Origin of the sequence: Kitasatospora hibisci, from assembly GCF_043950205.1 — a bacterium.
Lineage (GTDB): Bacteria > Actinomycetota > Actinomycetes > Streptomycetales > Streptomycetaceae > Kitasatospora > Kitasatospora hibisci.
In genome coordinates this window covers 2,976,830-2,996,141 of sequence record NZ_CP171642.1, presented here as the reverse complement: position 1 = coordinate 2,996,141, position 19,312 = coordinate 2,976,830, and the positions used below count along the sequence as shown (strand labels likewise).

Sequence of the window (19,312 nt, the reverse complement as noted above, 5' to 3'; positions counted from 1 at the left end):
TCGTGAGGAATCGCCGACGAAGGATTTCGCGGACCGAGACGACGGGGGGTCAGTCCGCGGACGTCCGGTGGACCAGGGCGAACGCCTGCCGCGCGATCTCCAGCTCCTCGTCGGTGGGCACCACGGCGACCGCCACCCGGGAGTACGCGGAGGAGATGATCCGGGGTTCGCCGGAGCGCACCGAGTTCAGCTCCGGGTCGACGGCGATCCCCAGCTCCTCCAGCCCGGCGGTGGCCGCCGCCCGTACCGGGGCCGCGTTCTCGCCGACGCCGGCGGTGAAGGCGATCGCGTCCACCCGGCCGAGCACCGCGTAGTAGCCGCCGATGTACTTGCGCAGCCGGTGGACGTACGCGTCGAAGGCCAGCCGGGCGTCCGCGTCGCCCTCCTCCGCGCGGCGCATGATCTCGCGCATGTCGTTGTCCCCGCAGAGGCCGAGCAGGCCGCTGCGGCGGTTGAGCAGGGTGTCGATCTCGTCCACGGACAGGCCTCCGACCCGGTGCAGGTGGAACACCACGCCCGCGTCGATATCACCCGAACGAGTGCCCATCACCAGGCCCTCCAGCGGGGTGAGGCCCATCGAGGTGTCGACGCAGCGCCCGCCGGAGACCGCGGAGGCGGAGGCGCCGTTGCCCAGGTGCAGCACGATCACGTTGACCTCGGCCGGGTCCTTGCCGAGCAGCCGGGCGGTGGCCCGCGAGACGTACTGGTGGGAGGTGCCGTGGAAGCCGTAGCGGCGCACCCGGTGTTCGTCCGCGACCGCCCGGTCGATCGCGTACCGGGCCGCGTGCTCGGGCATCGAGGCGTGGAAGGCGGTGTCGAAGACGGCCACCTGCGGCAGGTCCGGGCGCAGCGCGCGGGCCACCTCGATGCCGGTGATGTTGGCCGGGTTGTGCAGCGGGGCCACCGGGATGAGCCGGCGGATCTCCCGGAGCACCTCGTCGGTGACCACGGTCGGCTCGGTGAACCGGAGGCCGCCGTGGACCACCCGGTGACCGATCGCGGCCAGGTCGGGGGAGTCGAGACCGATGCCGTCGGCGGCCAGCTCCCGGGCGACGGCCTTCAGCGCGGCGTCGTGGTCGGCGAAGACCTGCACCGCCTCGCGCCTCCCGCCGGTACGCGGGGTGTGCACCAGCCGGCCACCGGCCTCGCCGATCCGCTCGACCAGTCCGGATGCCGGGCGCGAGCCGTCCAGCATGTCGATCAGCTGGTACTTCACCGACGAGGAGCCGGCGTTCAGGACCAGGACCCGGGTGCCTTCACTCACTGCTGTGCCTCCTGCGACGGGCCGTGCTCCTGCGACTGGATGGCCGTGATCGCGACGGTGTTGACGATGTCCTCGACCAGCGCCCCGCGCGAGAGGTCGTTGACGGGCTTGCGCAGACCCTGCAGGACCGGGCCGACCGCCACCGCGCCGGCCGAGCGCTGGACCGCCTTGTAGGTGTTGTTGCCGGTGTTGAGGTCCGGGAAGATCAACACGGTGGCCCGGCCTGCCACCGGCGAACCGGGCAGCTTGGTGGCCGCGACGTGCTCGTCCACCGCCGCGTCGTACTGGATCGGTCCCTCGACCAGGATGTCCGGGCGCAGCCGGCGGACCAGCTCGGTCGCCTTGCGGACCTTGTCGACGTCGGCGCCGGATCCGGAGGTGCCGGTCGAGTAGGAGAGCATCGCGACCCGCGGCTCGACGCCGAACTGTGCGGCGGTGGCGGCGGACTGGACGGCGATGTCGGCCAGCTGCTGGGCGTCCGGGTCCGGGTTGACCGCGCAGTCGCCGTAGACCAGCACCTTGTCGGCCAGGCACATGAAGAAGACGCTCGACACGATGGCCGCGCCCGGCGAGGTCTTGATCACCTCGAAGGCGGGCCGGATGGTGGCGGCGGTGGAGTGCACCGCACCGGAGACCATGCCGTCGGCTATGCCCTCCTGGACCATCAGGGTGCCGAAGTAGGAGACGTCGGTGACCACGTCGAGGGCCAGTTCGACCGTCATCCCCTTGTGTGCGCGCAGCTTCGCGTAGAGCTCGGCGAACTGGCGGCGCAGCGGGCTGGTGGCCGGGTCGACGATCCGGACCTGGGCGCGGTCGGCCGCCGGGTCCTCGACCGGCAGGGCGATGCCGAGGGCGGCCGCCTTGCGGCGGACGGCGTCGGGCTCGCCGAGCAGGGTGAGGTCGCAGATGTTGCGGCGGAGCAGGATCTCGGCGGCGCGCAGCACCCGCTCCTCGGTGCCCTCGGGGAGGACGACGTGCCGGCGGGCCGAGCGGGCCCGCTCCAGCAGCTCGTGCTCGAACATCATCGGGGTCACCCGCTCGGACCGGCCGACCTCGATCCGGTTGGTCAACTCGGCGGTGTCCACGTGCAGTTCGAAGAGCCCGAGGGCGATCTCGGCCTTCCTCGGGCTGGTCGCGGAGAGCTTGCCCTCCAGGTGGGTGAGGGCGGCGGCGGTGGGCCAGCTGCCCTCCGGGACGACCGCCACCGGGGTGCCGGGGGCCAGCCGGGCGGCCAGCGCCATGACGTTCGGGCCGGGGTGCTGGCCGAGCGTCAGCAGCACGCCGGCGATCGGCGGCGCGCCGGCGGCGTGCGCGGCCAGCGAGCCGATCACCAGGTCGGCACGGTCCCCGGGGGTGACCACCAGGGCGCCCTCGGTCAGTGCGTCCAGGAAGGTGGGCAGCATGGCGCCGCCGAAGACGAAGTCGCGGACGTCCCGGGCCAGGCCCGCCGCGTCTCCGGTGAGCACCTCGGCGCCGGTGGCCTCGACCAGCTGGGCGACGGTCGGTGCAGCCAGCGCCGGCTCCTCCGGGATGACGTACGCGGGGATCGCCAGCTTCTCGGTGAGCTTGCGCTGGATCCGCTGCTTGGCGGACGGGGCGACCCGGTTGGCGATCATCGCCAGCATCGCGCAGCCGAGGTCGGTGTAGGCGCGGTGGGCGTTGCGGACCTCGGCGATCACCGCCTCGGCGTCCTGGGTGTGGCCGCCGATCACCGGCAGCACGGCGGCGCCGAACTCGTTGGCGAGCCGGGCGTTGAAGGCCAGCTCGTCCGGGATGTTGGTGTCCGCGAAGTCGGTGCCCAGCACCAGCACGGCCTGGCAGCGCCGCTCCACCGCGCGGAAGCGGTCGACCAGGACGGAGACCAGCTCGTCCTGCCCCTGGGCGGCCTGCAGGGCGGCGGCCTCCTCGTAGGTGAGGCCGTACAGCTCGGAGGCCGGCAGGTCCAGCCGGTAGCGGGTCCGCAGCAGTTCCACCACGTGGTCGGAGCCGGCTTCCCCGGGCGCGTGCGCGTGCACCAGCGGCCGGAACACCCCCACGCGGTCCACCTGGCGGGTGAGCAGTTCCATGACCCCGAGTTCGACCGCCTGGCGGCCGTCCCCCCGGTCGATCCCGGTCACGTACACGCTGCGCGCCACGGCGGCTGTCTCCGTCCCGTCGTCCCAGAGAGTGGTCATCTCGACCATACCTTCGCACCACGATCACACGTCCGCGAGCAGGGGGCGGGCCCTGCGGGCAAGGGGCGAAAGGCCCGCGCGATCCCGTAGTGCCGCCCGTGCATGGCGTAGTGCGGTCGGTGGTCGTGGTCACCGCCGAGCTCTACCGCGCGGAGGAGATCCTCACCTCCGACCCCGGTGACATCGCGGCCTGTGCCGACGCGTACGGCTACGAGGTGCTGATCACCCCGGTGTAGGGCTCCGCCCGCGGCTCGTCGTGTGCTCTCGCCGGAAGGGGGCCGTCCGGAGTGGAGTCCACTCCGGACGGCCCCCTTCCGCCGGGTCCGGGCCTCAGGCCGGGCGGAGCCAGATGGTGGCGAGCGGGGGGAGGACCAGCTCGGCGCTGCGGGGCTGGCCGTTCCACCCGGTGGTCTCGGCCTTGACCGGGTGGGAGTTGCCGACGCCGCTGCCGCCGTAGGTCTCGGCGTCGGTGTTCAGCACCTCCTCCCAGAGCTGCTCGCGGCCGTCGAGCGCGGGCAGGCCCACCCGGTGGCCGTGCCGGACGACGGGGGAGAAGTTGCAGACGGCGACCAGCGGAGTGCCGTCCGCCGCGTGGCGGACGAAGGAGAACAGGTTGTCGTCGGCGGCCCCGCCGTCGAGCCAGCGGAAGCCGTCCGGGGTCGTGTCCTGCTCCCAGAGGGCCGGGGCGTCCAGGTACTGCCGGTTGAGGTCGCGGACCAGGCGGCGCACCCCGAGGTGCTCCTCGGCGGCCGGCCACGCCTCGTCGAGCACCCACCACTGCGGGCCGTGCTCGTGGTCCCACTCCGCCCCCTGGGCGAACTCCTGGCCCATGAAGAGCAGCTGCTTGCCCGGGTGCGCCCACATGAAGCCCAGGTACGCGCGGTGGTTGGCGCGCTGCTGCCACCAGTCGCCGGGCATCTTGGCGACCAGCGCCTGCTTGCCGTGCACCACCTCGTCGTGCGAGATCGGCAGGATGTAGTTCTCCGAGTAGGCGTACACCATCGAGAAGGTCATCTCGTTGTGGTGGTACTTGCGGTGCACCGGCTCCTTGGACATGTAGACCAGCGAGTCGTGCATCCAGCCCATGTTCCACTTCAGTCCGAAGCCGAGGCCGCCTCCGTCGGTGGGCCGGGTGACACCGTCCCAGGCGGTGGACTCCTCGGCGACGGTGACCACGCCGGGGCAGCGGCGGTAGACGGTGGCGTTCATCTCCTGGAGGAACGCGGCCGCGTCCAGGTTCTCCCGGCCGCCGTGCTGGTTGGGCGTCCAGGCGCCGCCCTCGCGGGAGTAGTCGAGGTAGAGCATCGAGGCGACGGCGTCCACCCGCAGGCCGTCGATGTGGAACTCCTCGCACCAGTACACCGCGTTGGCGACCAGGAAGTTGCGCACCTCGGTACGGCCGTAGTCGAACTCCAGGGTGCCCCAGTCCGGGTGCTCGGCCCGGAGCGGGTCGGCCGGTTCGTACAGCGGCTCGCCGTCGAACCGGGCCAGCGCGAAGTCGTCCTTGGGGAAGTGCGCGGGCACCCAGTCGACGATCACGCCGATGCCGTGCCGGTGCAGGGTGTCGACCAGGTGGCGGAAGTCGTCGGGGGCGCCGAGCCGGGCGGTGGGGGCGTAGTAGCCGGAGACCTGGTAGCCCCAGGAGCCGCCGAACGGGTGTTCCATCACCGGCATGAACTCCACGTGGGTGAAGTTCAACTCCTTGAGGTAGCGCGGGAGTTCCTCGGCGATCTCGCGGTAGGTGGTGAGGTCGGGCCGCCAGGACGGCAGGTGCAGCTCGTACACCGACATCGGTGCCCGGTGGTGTGCGGAGCGGGCCCGCCGGGCCATCCACTCGTCGTCCTGCCACCGGTACGAGGACGAGGTGACCACCGAGGCGGTGCCGGGCGGGCACTGGGCGGCCCGGGCCAGCGGGTCGGCCTTGTCGAGCACCCAACCCTGCCGGGTGTGGATCTCGTACTTGTACTGGGTGCCCTCGGCCAGGCCCGGCACGAACAGCTCCCAGATGCCGGAGGAGCCGAGCGAGCGCATCGGGTGCCCGGTGCCGTCCCAGTGGTTGAAGTCGCCGATCAGCCGGACGCCGACCGCGTTGGGAGCCCAGACCGCGAACGCGGTGCCGTGAACCCCGCCGACGGTGCGCACGTGCGAGCCGAGCGCCTTCCAGAGCTGCTCGTGCCGGCCCTCGGAGATCAGGTGCAGGTCCAGCTCGCCGAGGGTCGGCGGGGTGCGGTAGCCGTCGTGCTGGCACAGCGGTGCGCCGTCGGGATAGGTCACCAGCAGCCGGTAGTCGGGCACCTCGCCGCCGGCCAGCAGGCCGGTGAACAGACCGCCCTGCTGGTGGGTGAGCTCCGCCGGGCCGTGCGCGGTCTCCACCACCACCCGCTCGGCGAACGGGCGCAGCACCCGGATCGCGGTGCCGCCGTGCACCGGGTGTGCGCCGAGCAGGGCGTGCGGGTCGTGGTGCTTCCCGCCGACCAGCCGGTCCACCTCGGCGGGCGGAAGCGGCGCCTCGGGCAGGCGCAGTGCGCCCGCCGGCGCGGCGGGGCCCTCGTCCACCGCCGGCGGCTGCGGTTCGGCGCGCCGGGGCGCGGCGGGCGCCGCGGGCTCGCGCCGGGGGGAGTCCGCGGGCGCCAGGAAGGTGGCGGGGACGGTACGGGTGGTGCGGCCGGGCGGGTCGAGCGGCGTCACGGCGTGGTCCTCCTGCGGAATCGGGGTGGCCGCGGGAACGTCGGCGGCAAGGTGGGCCTGCTCCGGGGGCGGGAGCGGGGTGGAGCCGGGGGAACGTGGGCGGGGCGGGCGGCGGGGAAGGGGACGGGTGGGACGGACCGCCGGGGCGGGCGGCCGGGTTGCGGCCGGCCCGGGTCGGCCGGCCCCGGTTCAGACGGTCAGGGCGAGCCGGTTGATCGCGGCCAGCGGGATCGGAAGCCAGCTGGGCCGGTGCCGGGCCTCGTAGACCACCTCGTAGACCGCCTTGTCGATCTCCAGCGCGCGCATCAGCTCCGGCGAGGCGGCCGGGTCGGTGCCGCCGCCGGCGGTGTAGCCGGCGCAGAACGCGGTGCGGTTGCGCTGCGCCCAGGCGGCGGCCAGGTGGGCCAGCTCCGGGTCGGGCGGGCCGCCGGCCAGCAGGTGGGCGGCCGCGTAGTCGAAGGAGCGGAGCATCGCGGCGACGTCCCGCAGCGCGGTCTGCGGCTCGCGCCGCTCGGCCACCGACTTGGCCGGCTCGCCCTCGAAGTCCAGCAGCACCCAGCCGTGCGGGGTGCGCATCGCCTGGCCGAGGTGCAGGTCGCCGTGGATCCGCTGGACCGGCATCCCGTCCGGGTGGGCGTCGGCGAGCTGTTGGAAGGCGCTGCGCAGCGCGGCCCGGTAGCGCATCAGTCCGGGGACGGCGGCCACCGCGCTGTCCAGGCGGTCGGCCATCGCGGTGGCCAGCTGTCGGGTCTGGGCCCGGTCCAGCCGGGCCACCGGCATCGAGCGGGCCAGCACCCGGTGCACCTCCGCGGTGGCCCGGCCGAGCCGGTGCGCCTCGATCGCGAAGTTGCCGGGCGACGGGTCTCCCTTGAGCCGGCCGACCTGGTCCAGCGCCAGTTCCCAGCCGTCCTCGGCCTCCGGCAGGTAGCGCTGGAGCAGGCCGAGGGTGGCCGGCTCGGCCCGCTCCAGGCGGCTCTCGAACCAGGCGGCGACCCGGGGGATCCGGGTGGAGCCGGCCCGCGAGAGCGCCAGCGAGAGCTCCAGGTCCGGGTTGGTGCCGGGGTGGACGCGCCGGAACAGCTTGAGGATGTACGAGGTGCCGTAGATGACCGAGCTGTTGGACTGCTCGGCGGTGGAGGCGCGCCCGGGGAGGTTGGTGGGGAGGCCGGAGCCGGGGGTGCGGCGGAACGACAGCGCGCCGAACCGGTCGCCGGTGGCCAGGTGTTCCAGCAGCCGTCCGGTCAGCTCCGGGTCGTGCACCGCGTCGTAGAGCGTGGCGCCGTCGTACGGGCCCTGGCTGAGCCGGCCGAGCACCGCGGTCGGCTCGATGTCCGCCGGGCCCTGCGAGCGGACGCCGAGCAGCAGCTGGTAGAGGTCCCCGTGCGGGGCGCCGGCGGTGGCGGCGTGCTCGACCCGCAGCAGCAGGTGCAGCAGGGCGGGGTCGCCGACCTGGAGCGGGGTGCCGACCACCGGGGTCAGGCCGGTGATGGGCCGTCCCTTGCCGGCGTACCAGCGCTGGGTGGGGAGCCACTCGGCGATCAGCGGCAGCGCCGCCTGGACGAGTTCGCTGACCCCCAGTGCGGTTCTCCGGGCCCCGGCGCCCCGCGGGCCCGTCGGCACGGCGGTGCCGGCGGGGGTGTCGCGGTGCAGGTGGGCCTGAGAACGGGAGGTTTCGGACATGACTCCCTTTCCCCGGAAGCGGGCGGACTGCCCGACGGGTCTGGCCGGGTCCGTCAGTCTTCCGGATTTCGGCGGCGCGGCGGCTGCGGCACGCGAGCAGGGCGCTCGGGTGTCACGCCTTCGTGTGGGTGGCCGTTGGGCTGTTCTCCGTACGCGGTGGTGCAGAGAACTCCGGGGGCGCGGGGTTTCAACTCGCGCCCCCGGAGGGTCAGGTGGTGCTCGCGGTGCTGCCCGCGGTGGTGCGGTGACGCGGCCTCCGGCGGATCGTTACTTCGATCGCCTGGTCCCGCTCAGCCGCGGCGGCCGGCGGAGCTGGAACCAGTAGAAGCCGTGGCCGGCGAGGGTGAGCAGGTACGGCCACTCGCCGATCGAGGGGAAGCGCACCCCGCCGATCAGCTCCACCGGGTACCGCCCGCCGTACTGCCGCAGGTCCAGTTCGGTCGGCTGCGCGAACCGCGAGAAGTTGTTCACGCACATGACCAGGTCCCCCTCGTGCTCGCGCACGAAGGCCAGCACCGCGGGGTTGCTGGAGGGCAGCTCGGTGTACGTCCCGAGACCGAACGCCGGATTGAGCTTGCGGATCTCGATCATGCGACGCGTCCAGTGCAGCAGTGAACTCGAACTGCTCTGCTGAGCCTCGACGTTGGTCACCTGGTAGCCGTACACCGGATCCATGATGGGCGGCAGACTGAGCCTGCCCGGGTCGGCGGAGGAGAAACCCGCGTTGCGGTCCGGGGTCCACTGCATCGGCGTGCGCACGCCGTCCCGGTCGCCCAGCCAGATGTTGTCGCCCATGCCGATCTCGTCCCCGTAGTACAGCACCGGCGAGCCGGGCAGGGAGAGCAGCAGGGCGGTGAAGAGCTCGATCTGGTTGCGGTCGTTCTCCAGCAGCGGGGCGAGCCTGCGGCGGATGCCCACGTTGGCGCGCATCCGCGGGTCCTTGGCGTACTCCGCGTACATGTAGTCGCGCTCCTCGTCGGTGACCATCTCCAGGGTCAGCTCGTCGTGGTTGCGCAGGAAGATGCCCCACTGGCAGCCGTGCGGGATACGCGGGGTCTTGGCCAGGATCTCCGAAACGGGGTAGCGGGACTCCCGGCGGACCGCCATGAAGATGCGCGGCATCACCGGGAAGTGGAACGCCATGTGGCACTCGTCGCCGCCGGAGGCGAAGTCGCCGAAGTAGTCGACGACGTCCTCCGGCCACTGGTTGGCCTCCGCCAGCAGCACGGTGTCCGGGTAGTCGGCGTCGATCTCCTTGCGGACCCGCTGGAGGAACTCGTGGGTCTCCGGCAGGTTCTCGCAGTTGGTGCCCTCGCGGGCGAACAGGTACGGCACGGCGTCCAGCCGGAAGCCGTCGATGCCCAGGTCGAGCCAGAACCGGAGCGCGGCGATCATCTCGTCCTGGACCCGGGGGTTGTCGTAGTTGAGGTCCGGCTGGTGGGAGAAGAACCGGTGCCAGAAGTACTGCTTGCGCACCGGGTCGTAGGTCCAGTTGGAGGTCTCGGTGTCGACGAAGATGATCCGGGCGTCCGGGTACTGCTTGTCGTCGTCGGCCCACATGTAGAAATCGCCGTACGGGCCGTCCGGGTCCTCCCGGGAGGCCTGGAACCACGGGTGCTGGTCGCTGGTGTGGTTCATGACGAAGTCGATGACCACGCGCATGCCGCGCGCGTGCGCGGCGTCCACGAACTCCATGAAGTCGGCGAGGTCGCCGAACTCCGGCAGGACCGACTTGTAGTCGGCGACGTCGTACCCGCCGTCGCGCAGCGGCGAGGCGAAGAACGGCGGCAGCCAGAGGCAGTCGACCCCGAGCCACTGCAGGTAGTCGAGCTTGGACGTGAGCCCCTTGAGGTCCCCGACCCCGTCGCCGTTGCTGTCCTGGAAGGACCGCACCAGCACCTCGTAGAAGACCGCACGCTTGAACCACTCCGGGTCCAGGTTCTTCTTCGAGGTCTCGGGGAAGGTGTCGGGGACGGGCTCGTTCACTGTCACGCTGGGTTCCTCCGAACCGTGAGGAGGTGGGCCGGCTCGGCTGAGGGGTCGAGCCGGACGTAGTTGTGCCGGCCCCAGGTGTAGGCGGCGCCGGTGAGCTCGTCGTGCACCACGAAGGGCCCGTCCCCGTCGAGGGTGACGGTGGCCTCCTGGGTGTGGTGCGGGTCCAGGTTGACCACCGTGATGACGTGGTCGGTGAGGCCGTCCGGGGTGGTCGCGGTCTTGGAGTAGGCGAGCACCTGGTCGTTGTCGGTCGGGTGGAAGCGCAGGGCGCGCAGCTGCTGGAGGGCGGGGTGGCGGCGGCGCAGCCGGTTCAGCACGGTGAGCAGCGGGGCCAGGGTGTCGGTGCGGTTCCAGTCGCGCGGGCGGAGCTCGTACTTCTCCGAGTGCAGGTACTCCTCGGAGCCCGGGTGGGCCGGGTCGTTCTCGTACAGCTCGTAGCCGGCGTAGACGCCGTAGCTGGGGGAGAGGGTGGCGGCCAGGACGGCGCGGATCGCGAACGCCGCCCGGCCGCCGGTCTGGAGGTACGCGTGCAGGATGTCCGGCGTATTGGCGAAGAAGTTGGGCCGCATGTAGGCGGCTGAGTCACCGGAGAGCTCGGTGAGGTAGTCGGTGAGTTCCTGCTTGGTGTTGCGCCAGGTGAAGTACGTGTACGACTGGTGGAAGCCGATCTTCCCGAGCGTGTGCATCATCGCGGGCCGGGTGAAGGCCTCCGCCAGGAACACGACGTCCGGGTCGGTACGGGCGATGTCGCCGAGCACGCGCTCCCAGAACACCACGGGCTTGGTGTGCGGGTTGTCGACCCGGAAGATCCGCACTCCGTGGGACATCCAGAACCGGAGGATTCGAATCGTCTCCTTGACGATTCCGTCCATGTCCTGGTCGAAGTTGATCGGATAGATGTCCTGGTACTTCTTGGGCGGGTTCTCCGCGTAGGCGATGGTGCCGTCGGCGCGGTGGCTGAACCATTCCGGGTGCTTGTTCACCCACGGGTGGTCCGGCGAGCACTGCAGAGCGAAGTCCAGCGCCACCTCCAGGTGCAGCGCCGCGGCCTCGGCGACGAAGTGGTCGAAGTCCCCGAGGGTGCCGAGGTCCGGGTGGACGGCGTCGTGCCCGCCCTCCGGCGAGCCGATCGCCCACGGGGAGCCGACGTCGTGCGGACCGGCCGTCAGAGTGTTGTCCGGCCCCTTGCGGAAGGCCCGGCCGATCGGGTGGACCGGTGGCAGGTACACCACGTCGAAGCCCATCGCGGCGACCGCCGGAAGCCGCTCGGCGGCGCTGCGCAGGGTGCCCGAGCGCGGCGGCTCGACGCCCGCCGGGTCCACCACCGCGCCCTCCGAACGCGGGAAGAACTCGTACCAGGAGCCGAACAGCGCCCGCTCGCGGTCCACCTGAAGCGGCAGCGGGCGGGAGGCGCTCACCAGTTCGCGCAGCGGGTAGCGGGCCAGCAGGTCCAGCACCTCGGGGGCGAGTGCGGCGGCCAGCCGTGAGAGCGGCGGCATCCCGGCGTCGCGCAGCGCGTCCACCGCGGCCAGCACGTGGGCCCGGCCCTCCTTCTTCGGCACCCCGCCCGCGGCCCGTTCCAGCAGCAGCGCGCCCTCCTCCAGCACCAGTGCGGTGTCGATCCCGGCGGGCAGCTTCACGGCGGCGGTCCGGCGCCAGGTGGAGACCGGGTCGCTCCACGCCTCCACCAGGTACGACCAGCGGCCGGGCGCGGTCGGCGTGACGTACGCCCCCCAGCGGTCGGTGCCCTCGGCGAGCTCGCGCATCGGCGTCCAGGGGCCGCTGCGGCCGCGCGGGTCGCGCAGGACGACGTTGGCGTTCACCGCGTCGTGGCCCTCGCGGAACACGGTGGCGGTGACCAGGAAGGTCTCGCCGACCACGGCCTTGGCCGGGCGGCGGCCGGCGTCCACCAGGGGGTTGACGTCCAGGACGGGGATGCGGCCGATCACGGTGTCGCTCTCTGTCGTCTTGCGGGCGGCGGTCTTGCGGGCGGGGGAGGTCCGACCCGCCGCGGCCCGGGCGGGGGCCTTGCGGGGCGCTGCGCCGGCCTTCGCGGTGGCGGTCTCGGCGGTGGACGTGGCGGCCGTGGCGCTGCGCCGGGTGGTGGTGCGCTTGCGCGGTGCCGCGGGTCGGCTCTCCTCGGCCCCGGGTTGTCGGGCCGGCTCTGCCTGCTGCTCCGTACGGATAGCCCCGGCACCCCGGGGTCCCGGCATCGGCGCGTCTGTCCGAGTGTCAGAATCCATCCGTCCGGCGGATTCCGCGACCGCTGTGTCGAGGGTGTCGGCCACCGGTGTGGACTGGTCCCGCGTGTCGCCGTGCATGCCAAACTCCTGCCCGAGATCGGCGGCAGCTCCCGCGGGCCGCACGGGCCGGGGGGAGTACCGGGAGGACTGCTGGGTGGGGGAGGCCGTGCGACCGGAAGCCTGCCCGCGCCGCCGTCCCCGGCAACCTGCCCCGCTCCCGCCAAGCCCGTGGCGGGGAGCCCGAGAGCCCGCGCGCGTCCCGGCGCACGCCTCTCGGGGCCACGCCCCTGGGCGACCCAACCCACCCGTGAACGAGCAGGCCGAGGACGAGGACACGCACCGGTGCGCGGTGAGCGCCGAATGGGCTAAGGAGGATGAGGAACGATCAACGCGAAAAGGATTCGGACGTGCTGCTTCATGGGGGGCGCCACCCGTCGCCGCACTCCCCACAGCATCAACGACCTTGGTTCATAGTCGCATCGCGGACAAGACTTTCGCAGCGGTACGACAGTAGTTTCGACCCTTCTCCGGGTGGATGGGCCCGGTGGAAATGGATCTGTTCCACGGTGTTCATGCATTGGTAGCGCGAACCGCCGGAAAGTGCGCCTCGCGCGCCCCCCGTGCAGTCCAATGCGCCGAATGCGATCTCATCAATAGGCCGAATGGAGGCGCAATAGCCCACTTGACGCACCACCACGGCGGTGGCCGCGGCTACGCTTCACGCCGTGAAGGCAATCCGCAGATTCACCGTCCGCACCGTCCTGCCCGAACAGCTCCAGCCGCTGCACGAGCTGGCCCTCAATCTGCGCTGGTCCTGGCACCCCGAGACCAGGGACCTCTTCCGGTCCGTGGACCCGGAGGTCTGGGCCGCGACGGGTGAGGACCCGGTGCGCCTGCTCGGGGAGGTCCCGGCCGCCCGGCTCGCCGCGCTCGCCGCCGACCGGCGGTTCCTGCGCAGACTCGGCGACCTCGCCGACGACCTGCGGGAGTACCTGGCCGGGCCGCGCTGGTACCAGGCCGCCGAGCAGGCGGCCGTCGCCGCGCAGCCCGCCGCCGTCGCCTACTTCTCGCCCGAGTACGGCATCGCCGCCGCCCTGCCCCAGTACTCCGGCGGCCTCGGCATCCTGGCCGGCGACCACCTCAAGGCCGCCAGCGACCTCGGCGTCCCGATCATCGGCGTGGGGCTCTTCTACCGGCACGGCTACTTCCGCCAGTCCCTCGACCGGGACGGCTGGCAGCAGGAGCGCTACCCGCTGCTGGATCCGGACGAACTGGCCGTCACCCTGCTCCGGGAGACCGACGGCACCCCCTGCCGGGTCGACCTCGCCCTGCCCGGCGGCCGGACCCTCGCGGCGCACGTCTGGAAGGCCCAGGTCGGCCGCGTCCCGCTGCTGCTGCTCGACTCCGACATCGAGGCCAACTCGCCCGCCGAGCGGGACGTCACCGACCGCCTCTACGGCGGCGGCAGCGAGCACCGGCTGCTCCAGGAGATGCTGCTCGGCATCGGCGGCGTCCGCGCGGTCCGCGCCTACTGCCGGCTCACCGGCCACCCTGCCCCGGAGGTCTTCCACACCAACGAGGGCCACGCCGGCTTCCTCGGCGTCGAGCGGATCCGCGAGCTGATCGCCGACGGCACGGCCGGGCCCGGCCTCGACTTCGCCGCCGCCCTGGAGGCCGTCCGGGCCGGCACCCTGTTCACCACCCACACCCCCGTACCGGCCGGCATCGACCGGTTCGACCGCGACCTGGTCGCCCGCCACTTCGGCGGCGACGCCGCGCTGCCCGGCGTGCCGGTCGACCAGGTGCTCGCGCTCGGTGCCGAGTCCTGGCGCGGCGGGGACCCGAAGCTGTTCAACATGGCCGCCATGGGCCTGCGGCTCGCCCAGCGCGCCAACGGCGTCTCCACCCTGCACGGCGAGGTCAGCCGGTCGATGTTCAACGGCCTCTGGCCGGGCTTCGACCCCGCCGAGGTGCCGATCACCTCGGTCACCAACGGCGTGCACGCCGCCACCTGGATCGACCCGGCGGTGGTCCGCCTCGGGGCCGCCGAGATCGGTGCCGAGCGCGCCGAGTCCGCGATGACGACCGGCGACGCGCAGCGCTGGACCGGGCTGGAGAAGATCGCCAACACCGACGTCTGGGAGCTGCGCCGCACCCTGCGCTCCCAACTGGTCGACGAGGCCCGCAGCCGGCTGCGGGCCTCCTGGCGCCAGCGCGGCGCCGGCGAGGCCGAACTCGGCTGGGTCGCCTCCGCGCTCGACCCCGACGTGCTGACCATCGGTTTCGCCCGCCGGGTGCCCTCCTACAAGCGGCTCACCCTGATGCTGCGCGACCAGGACCGGCTGCGGACGCTGCTGCTGCACCCCACACGACCGGTGCAGATCGTGGTCGCCGGCAAGGCCCACCCGGCCGACGACGGCGGCAAGCGGCTCATCCAGCAGATGGTGGCCTTCGCCGACGACCCGTCGGTCCGCCACCGGATCGTCTTCCTGCCGGACTACGACATGGCGATGGCCCGGCATCTCTACCCCGGCTGCGACGTCTGGCTGAACAACCCGCTGCGCCCGCTGGAGGCCTGCGGCACCTCGGGGATGAAGGCCGCGCTGAACGGATGCCTCAACCTGTCCGTGCTGGACGGCTGGTGGGACGAGTGGTACGACGGCCAGAACGGCTGGGCGATCCCCACCGCCGACGAGGCCGGCGGCGTCCTCGACCCGGACAGCGGCGAGGCCGAGCGGCGGGACGACATCGAGGCCGCCGCGCTGTACGACCTGATCGAGCACCAGGTGGCCGCCCGTTTCTACGACCGGGGCGCGGACGGGCTGCCGCACCGCTGGATCGCGATGGTCCGGCACACCCTGGTCACCCTCGGGCCCAAGGTGCTCGCCGGGCGGATGGTCCGCGAGTACGTCGACCGGTTGTACACCCCGGCCGCCCTGGCCCAGCGGGAGCTGGCCGCCGCCGACCACGCCGGCGCGCGGGAGCTGGCCGACTGGAAGGCCCGGGTCCGGGAGGCCTGGCCGGCCGTCCGGGTCGAGCACGTCGAGGCGGAGTGCCCCGACGAGGCGCAGGAGCTGGGCAGCTCGCTGGCGCTGCGGGTGCAGGTCGCGCTCGGCACCCTGGAGCCCGGGGACGTCGAGGTGCAGGTGGTCTCCGGACGGGTCGACGAGTCGGACGGCATCTCGGACGCCCGGGTGCTCGCGCTCAAGCCGGTCGGCGGGCCGGACCTCGACGGCCGCACCCGCTACGAGGGCTCGCTGGAGCTCTCCCGGACCGGCCCGTTCGGGTACACCGTCCGGGTGCTGCCCGCGCACCCGCGGCTGGCCTCGCCGGCCGAGCTGGGCCTGGTCGCGCTGCCCGCCGAGTCGACCGGGATGGACGCCGGGCTGCTGCGCTGAGCGCTGGGCGGGGGCCGCGGATCCCCGCGGCCCCCGCCCCGTCGGGGCCCCTTCGGCAGGGGTGCGGCTCAGACCAGGCTGTCCCGCCAGGCCTGGTGCAGTTCGGCGAACCGGCCGGCACCGCCGATCAGCTCCTCCGGGGTGCCGTCCTCGACGATCCGGCCCTGGTCCATCACCAGGACGCGGTCGGCGATCTCGACCGTGGAGAGCCGGTGGGCGATGATCACCGCCGTCCGCCCGGCCAGCACCGTGCGCATCGCCCGCTGGACGGCCTGCTCGCCCGGCACGTCGAGGGAGCTGGTCGCCTCGTCCAGGATCAGCACCGCCGGGTCGGCCAGCAGCGCGCGGGCGAAGGCGACCAGCTGGCGCTGGCCGGCCGAGATCCGCCCGCCGCGCTTGCGCACGTCGGTGTCGAACCCGTCCGGCAGCGCGGCGATGAACTCGTACGCGCCGATGTCCCGGGCGGCCTGCTCGACCTCCTCGCGGGTGGCGCCGGGACGGCCGATCGCGATGTTCTCGGCGACGGTTCCGGAGAACAGGAAGGACTCCTGGGTCACCATCACCACCCCGCGCCTCAGGTCCGCGGTGGCGAGGTCGCGCAGGTCCACCCCGTCCAGGGTGATCCGGCCGTCGGTCGGGTCGTAGAAGCGGGCCAGCAGCTTGGCGACGGTCGACTTGCCCGCGCCGGTGGCGCCGACCACGGCCACCGTCCGTCCGGCCGGCAGCACCAGGTCGAAGGCGGGCAGCACCTCCTTGCCGGTGCGGTAGGCGAAGCGGGTCTTCTCGAAGCGGACCTCCCGGCCGACCACCCGGTCGCCCGCCGCACCGCGCGGCTCCGGCAGTTCCACGGGCTCGGCCGGCTCGACCACGGTCGGCTCGTGGGCGAGCAGGCCGGCGATCTTCTCCAGGGCGGCGGCGGCCGACTGGTAGCTGTTCAGGAACATCGCCAGGTGGTCGATCGGGTCGAACAGCCGGCGCAGGTAGAGGACGAAGCCGGTGAGCACGCCCAGCTCCACGGAGCCGTCGGTGACCAGGAAGGCACCGAGCAGCACCACCCCGGTGATCCAGACGTTGGCGGTGGTGCGGGAGAGGCCGACGTACCGGGCGATCTCCAGCAGGCCGTCCGCGGTGGCGGTGGCCGACTGCCGGTTGACCACGCCGAACGCGGCGTCGTTGGCCTGCTCGCGGCGGAACGCCTGCACGGGGCGGATGCCGTTCATGGTCTCGGTGAACCGGACGATCAGCGAGGCGGCCGAGGTGCGCGAGCGGCGGTAGACCCGGCGCGAGCGGCTCCGGAACGAACGGGCGATCAGGAACATCGGCACGAAGGAGGCCAGCGACACCAGACCGAGCCGCCAGTCCATCACCAGCAGCAGCACCGAGATGGAGCAGACCGAGAGGAAGACGGTCAGCAGCTCCTGGAGCCCCTCGGAGAGCAGCTCGCGCAGCGCGTCCACGTCGCTGGTGGCGCGGGAGATGATCCGCCCGGAGGTGTACCTCTCGTGGAAGTCCAGGCTGAGCCGCTGGGCGTGCCGGAAGATCCGGCCGCGCAGCTCCAGCAGGATGTCCTGGTTGATCCGGGCACTGATCCTGATGAACGCCCACTGCAGGGCGGTGCTCAGCAGCGCGAAGGAGAGGTAGGCGGAGATCACCGCGATCAGCGGTCCGGCGTCGTGCTCGCGCAGCGCCGGGATACCGCGGTCCATCGCGATCGCCACCAGCAGCGGGCCGGACTGCAGCGCGGCCTGCTGGAGCAGGATCACCGCCATCGCGACGGCGATCCGGGCCCGGTGCGGGCCGAGCAGCGCGCGCAGCAGTGCCCGGGGCGCACCCGGCGGGACGGGGATGTCCTCCTCGTCGGCAGGCGGCGGCGGGAGCTCCTCCTCCGGTGCGGCCGCGGTGCCCGCGCCGTCCCGGGTGTCCTTCGCCGTCCTCCGGTCGGGTTCGACGGTGGTGGTCATCGGGTGGGACTCCCCTCCGGGACGAGCGCCTCGGGTACGAGGGCGGACTCGCCCGACATCAGTTCGCGGTAGCGCGCCGAGCCGTGCAGCAGCTCCTGGTGGGTGCCGACGGCCTCGATCCGGCCGTCCGCGAGCACCGCGACCCGGTCGGCGAGCAGCACGGTGCTCGGCCGGTGGGCCACCACCAGCGCGGTGGTGGAGCCGAGGACCTGCCGCAGCGCCTTTTCGACCAGCGCCTCGGTGTGCACGTCCAGGGCCGAGAGCGGGTCGTCCAGGACGAGGAACTCGGGGTCGCCGACCACCGCGCGGGCCAGCGCGAGCCGCTGGCGCTGGCCGCCGGAGAGGCTGAGACCCTGCTCGCCGACCTCGGTCCCGACCCCCTCGGGCAGCTTCTCGACGAAGCCGGCCTGGGCGGTGGCGAGTGCGGCGGCCAGCCGCTCCGGGCCGGCGCCGGGCGCACCCATCAGCACGTTCTCCCGGACGGTGGCCGAGAACAGGGTGGGCTCCTCGAAGGCCACCGAGACCAGTTCGCGCAGCCGCTCCCGGGGCAGTTCGCGGACGTCCCGGCCGTCCAGGGTGATGGTGCCGGCGGTGGCGTCGTAGAGGCGGGGGAGCAGGGCGGTGAGCGTGGTCTTGCCGCTGCCGGTGGCGCCGACCAGGGCCATCGTCTCGCCGCTGCGGATGTGCAGGTCGATGCCGCGGAGCAGGTCGGGCTCGTCCGGCGGGGCGTCCGGGTAGCGGAAGCGGACGCCGGTAAGGCGGACGCCGTCGCGCACCCCGGCGTCCGGTCCGGAGGAGGAGGAGGAGGAGGCCGCCGCGGTCCCGGCGGTCCCGGCGGTCCCGGCGGTCTCCCCGGGGAGCGGTTCGTCCAGGACCTCGAAGAACCGGTCGGTCGCGGTGGCCGCCTCGTTGGCGTAGGCGAGCAGCCAGCCCAGCGACTCGACCGGCCAGCGCAGCGCCAGCGCGGTGGAGAGGAAGGCGACCAGGGTGCCGGCGCTCAGCTCGTCGTGCGCGACCAGGTAGCAGCCGGCCGCCAGCGCGCAGCCGAGCGCCAGCTCGGGCAGGCCGACGATGACCGCCCAGAGGTTGGCGAGCAGGCCGGCCTTGCGCAGTTCGGTGCGGCGCAGCGCGTGGGCCTGCCCGCGGAAGCGCTCGGCCATCGCCCGGTGGCGGCCGAAGGCCTTGAGGATGCGGATGCCGAGGACGGACTCCTCGATCACGGTGGCGAGGTCGCCGTTCTGGTCCTGGGCGCGGCGCGCGGCGCCGGAGTAGCCGGCCTCGAACTGCCGGGTCAGCAGCATCAGCGGGGCGGCGGGCAGCAGCGCGATCAGTGCGAGCCGCCAGTCCTGGGTGAACATCAGCGCGGTGCCGGCCAGGAAGGTCAGCGAGTTCACGATCAGGAAGACCAGCGGAAAGGTCAGGAACAGCCGCATGGTGTACATGTCGGCGGTGGCCCGGGAGAGCAGCTGGCCGGAGCCCCAGCGGTCGTGGAAGGCGATCGGCAGGCGCTGGAGCCGGGCGAAGAGGTCCCCGCGCATCGCCGTCTCCACCCCGGCCAGGGGGCGGGCCAGGACGACCCGCCGGGTGTAGAAGAGACCCGCCTCCAGCAGACCGAGCACCAGCAGCAGGATGATCAGCGGGGGGAGCGCGCCGAGGTCGTGGTCGGCGATCGGTCCGTCGACGATCCGGCCGAGCACCATCGGGACGAGCAGCAGGGCGAACGACGCGAGCAGGGCGGCGCCGACCGAGACGGCCAGCCGCAGCCGGATCGGCCGGGCGTAGGGCCACAGGCGGAGCAGCGAGCGGACCGTCGACCGGCGGGCGGGCGCGGGCGTGGGGGTTCGGTTCTCGGGCATCGCCGCGAGGGTAGGTCGTGACCGCGTCATTTCTCATCCGGTTTTCGGACCTG

The 19,312-nt window shown here is 72.9% G+C and carries 10 protein-coding genes; 2 read left to right on the top strand and 8 right to left on the bottom strand.

From position 1 onward, the window contains the following. Positions 1–49: 49 nt before the first annotated feature. Positions 50–1,264, bottom strand: coding sequence for an acetate kinase (locus ACF9IK_RS12685; protein WP_395294321.1), 1,215 nt, complete (start codon positions 1,262–1,264; stop codon positions 50–52). Continuing rightward, entirely contained in the window at positions 1,261–3,447 is a 2,187-nt protein-coding gene (gene pta, locus ACF9IK_RS12680) for a phosphate acetyltransferase (RefSeq protein ID WP_395294320.1), read from the bottom strand. The genes ACF9IK_RS12685 and pta overlap by 4 nt, the downstream gene beginning before the upstream one ends. A gap of 89 nt (positions 3,448–3,536) precedes the next feature. Here pta and ACF9IK_RS12675 point away from each other — a divergent pair, with 89 nt between their 5' ends. Then, positions 3,537–3,674 (top strand): hypothetical protein, encoded by a 138-nt coding sequence (locus tag ACF9IK_RS12675; protein WP_395294319.1) that lies wholly within the window; start codon positions 3,537–3,539, stop codon positions 3,672–3,674. Positions 3,675–3,768: 94 nt separating this feature from the next. Here the strand turns inward: ACF9IK_RS12675 and glgB are convergent, their stop codons facing one another. The 4 genes from glgB to ACF9IK_RS12655 form a co-directional block, all read right to left on the bottom strand. Further along, on the bottom strand, positions 3,769–6,126 hold the full coding sequence (gene glgB / locus ACF9IK_RS12670; protein WP_395294318.1) for a 1,4-alpha-glucan branching protein GlgB: 2,358 nt from the start codon (positions 6,124–6,126) through the stop codon (positions 3,769–3,771). A gap of 189 nt (positions 6,127–6,315) precedes the next feature. Next, complete coding sequence (locus tag ACF9IK_RS12665) at positions 6,316–7,806, bottom strand: maltokinase N-terminal cap-like domain-containing protein (protein WP_395294317.1); 1,491 nt, start codon at positions 7,804–7,806, stop codon at positions 6,316–6,318. Positions 7,807–8,073: 267 nt separating this feature from the next. Beyond that, the gene (treS, locus tag ACF9IK_RS12660; RefSeq protein ID WP_313765589.1) at positions 8,074–9,798 is read right to left on the bottom strand and encodes a maltose alpha-D-glucosyltransferase; all 1,725 of its coding nucleotides are present in this window, start codon (positions 9,796–9,798) and stop codon (positions 8,074–8,076) included. Continuing rightward, complete coding sequence (locus ACF9IK_RS12655) at positions 9,795–11,750, bottom strand: alpha-1,4-glucan--maltose-1-phosphate maltosyltransferase (protein ID WP_395298553.1); 1,956 nt, start codon at positions 11,748–11,750, stop codon at positions 9,795–9,797. Before ACF9IK_RS12655 ends, treS begins: the two co-directional genes overlap by 4 nt. Before the next feature lie 1,019 nt (positions 11,751–12,769). Between ACF9IK_RS12655 and glgP the strand changes: the two genes are divergently transcribed. Beyond that, positions 12,770–15,442, top strand: coding sequence for an alpha-glucan family phosphorylase (glgP, locus tag ACF9IK_RS12650; RefSeq protein ID WP_395294316.1), 2,673 nt, complete (start codon positions 12,770–12,772; stop codon positions 15,440–15,442). 68 nt (positions 15,443–15,510) lie between these two features. Here glgP and ACF9IK_RS12645 read toward each other — a convergent pair whose 3' ends face one another. Together ACF9IK_RS12645 and ACF9IK_RS12640 are read right to left on the bottom strand one after the other, a co-directional pair. After that, the gene (locus ACF9IK_RS12645) at positions 15,511–17,403 is read right to left on the bottom strand and encodes an ABC transporter ATP-binding protein (RefSeq protein WP_395294315.1); all 1,893 of its coding nucleotides are present in this window, start codon (positions 17,401–17,403) and stop codon (positions 15,511–15,513) included. Then, the gene (locus ACF9IK_RS12640; RefSeq protein ID WP_395294314.1) at positions 17,400–19,259 is read right to left on the bottom strand and encodes an ABC transporter ATP-binding protein; all 1,860 of its coding nucleotides are present in this window, start codon (positions 19,257–19,259) and stop codon (positions 17,400–17,402) included. The genes ACF9IK_RS12645 and ACF9IK_RS12640 overlap by 4 nt, the downstream gene beginning before the upstream one ends. Between the last annotated feature and the right edge of the window lie 53 nt (positions 19,260–19,312).